At 46.6% G+C, this 2409-nt stretch carries 2 protein-coding genes; one reads left to right on the top strand and one right to left on the bottom strand.

Annotated features, from left to right (window positions below; genetic code table 11):
* On the bottom strand, nucleotides 1–751 hold a 751-nt coding region (locus WBV27_RS11930; protein ID WP_424202351.1), incomplete at its 3' end, for an ABC transporter substrate-binding protein.
* Between the two features lie 107 nt (nucleotides 752–858).
* Between WBV27_RS11930 and WBV27_RS11925 the strand changes: the two genes are divergently transcribed.
* Nucleotides 859–2409: sensor histidine kinase (locus WBV27_RS11925; protein ID WP_424202349.1), on the top strand; the 1551-nt coding region annotated here is incomplete at its 3' end.

Below are 2409 nucleotides of genomic sequence, written 5' to 3'. Positions count from 1 at the left end.
ACAACTCTTTGTACATGGTGATTGTGTTGACCCACGCTTCATCGGTGAAGTTTGTGTCGCCTGTGTAGAGTTGGTTATCGAACTCCGCATTGTCGGGATACACTTGGTTGGCTGCGATCTGGTACATTCCGAATTGGATCATGTAGGAATCCTTGTCGCCCATCACGATCGGTGTGATTCCGGCTGCCTTCAGTTGTTCGCAGGCAGTCAGGAATTCTTGCCAATTTGTCGGAATCGCAATGTTGTTCTGCTCGAACAGATCTTTGTTGTACCAAGTTCCCAGTACCCCGACACTGCTTGACAAGGCGTAAGGTTTGCCTTCATAGGACATGTCAGCTTTCGCCTGATCGATCAAGCTATCCCAGTTTTCCAGATCAGAAAGATCTTCGATATAGCCGGCTTCTGCCATTTCTTCAACGGAACTTGCGCTGGCTTTTTTCGGTTGCACTAAAAACAGATCCGGAGATTGGCCGGTGGATAATTTACTTTTCAAAGCTGTGTAATACTGGTCATCCGGCAACAGCGTCGTTTCGACCGTATAGTCGGGATATTGTTTTTCGACCAACTCTTTGAATGATTCCAAAAATACTCCCTGCGAACCGTCCTTTACCCCGGAAGCCATTACCGTGATTGTTTTTTCGCCACTATCCGCCGCAGCAGAGTCATCAGTACTGCCGCCACCGTTCCCACAAGCAGCAAGCACACCCATTGATGCAATAGCCAAAGCCGACAAACGTAAAATCCTTTTCATTTTGATTCCTCCATTTCTTTTATAGTCCTATCATAATTTAGATTGAGTAATTTTTTTTCTTATTTCGTGGTATACTTTTTTTGGATAATGCACTAGGAGGTCTATACATGCAAATTAACAAACAACTCCGCCTGGCGATTTTTGTGATCGCAACAGCGTCTTTGCTGGTCGTAACGCTACTTTCCTTCGGGATGTACTATCATTTTTCTTCCCAGGATTTGGAAGCGAATACAAAAAATTCATTGAACCGGAGCGCCTCGATCGTCGAGGAGAAGATCAATGACATCGATATCCTCACCGAAAAGGTGCAATTTTTTTCGAAGAGTTCCTACGACTTGATGACGGACTTGCGGAAATACGCCAATAATGAGGAGGCTTATACGCCGGAGAATCTGTTCTATTCCTCCGAAGAGATCGAGGGTATTTTCCGTACCGTGATCTATCGGATGGACGACATCAATTTTATGGCCATCATATTGCCGAATGGCGAAACCATTTCTTATTCGAATACGCAAAAGGATTTTTCCTACGGATACGATCCGCTTGCGAGTGATTGGTACCGGGAAACGCTGGAGGCGAAAGGAAATCTGAACATTTCCGTGGCTGAGGAGGATCGGGCGATCATCAACGCCGGAGCCGATCCGACGCTCTTCTTTTCCAGGACCATCTATGATTTTTATTCAAAGGAGCTGCTCGGAACACTCGTCGTGAATTGCGAACCTGAATTTTTTGATTTTATTTCCAAAAATTTCCCGGATAAGGTCGTCGGATTCCAATTGAAGGAAACAAAAAATAACACGGTGCTCTACACAGCCACTTCCGATGAGCTGATCACCGACACGAGCAAGCTGGAGACCACGATCAATCTCAATCGCCAACCCATCCTGCTGGCGGTGACGATCGACAACAGCGAGTATGCGGAATTGTTCCAAACGCTGCTGCGGAACCTGTTCATCATTTTGGCTCTGCTCATGCTCGCCATTTACTTTACATCCACCCGCTTCTCGAACTTGTTCACAACGCCGATCGTCCGCTTGTCCACTCTGATGCGGAAAAAGCAGACGACGAATTATCATTTCCAAGCGAACGAGTACGAGAACAGAACCGACGAAATCGGCATCCTCTATCAGGAATACCGCAACATGCTGGAGACATTGGATGCGTTCCTGACCGATAAACTCAATTCCGAGCAGTCGCTTTTGAAATCGGAGCTGAACGTCTACAAGAACCAGATTGATTCGCATTTCCTGTACAATACGCTGGAATCGATCAACTCCTTGGCCGAAATCGAAGAAATCGAGGAAATCTCGGTCATGACGCTGTCTTTATCGAATATGTTCCGCTATGCCTCCAACGGCTTCATCAATGAGGCCACGGTAGCCGAAGAATTGCATAACGTCGAAGACTTCCTGCATATCCAGGAAATCCGTTACCAACATGAAATCAACTACCGATGTGACATTACCAGCGAGGCGGTCCTTGCTGCGACGGTGCCCAAAATCATCCTGCAGCCGTTGGTGGAAAATGCCATCTATCATGGAATGAACAAAGGCGGATTCGATGGGGAAATCAGGGTTTCCGCAGCAATCGTCGAAGAAGATCTGTATCTTTATGTATCCGACAACGGCATCGGAATGAGCGAGCAAACCCTCTACAAA

Origin of the sequence: Trichococcus sp. (assembly GCF_049589555.1) — a bacterium.
Taxonomy (GTDB): Bacteria; Bacillota; Bacilli; order Lactobacillales; family Aerococcaceae; genus Trichococcus.
The sequence above is the reverse complement of the archived record's forward strand: the minus strand, read 5'-3'. Positions and strand labels throughout refer to the sequence as shown.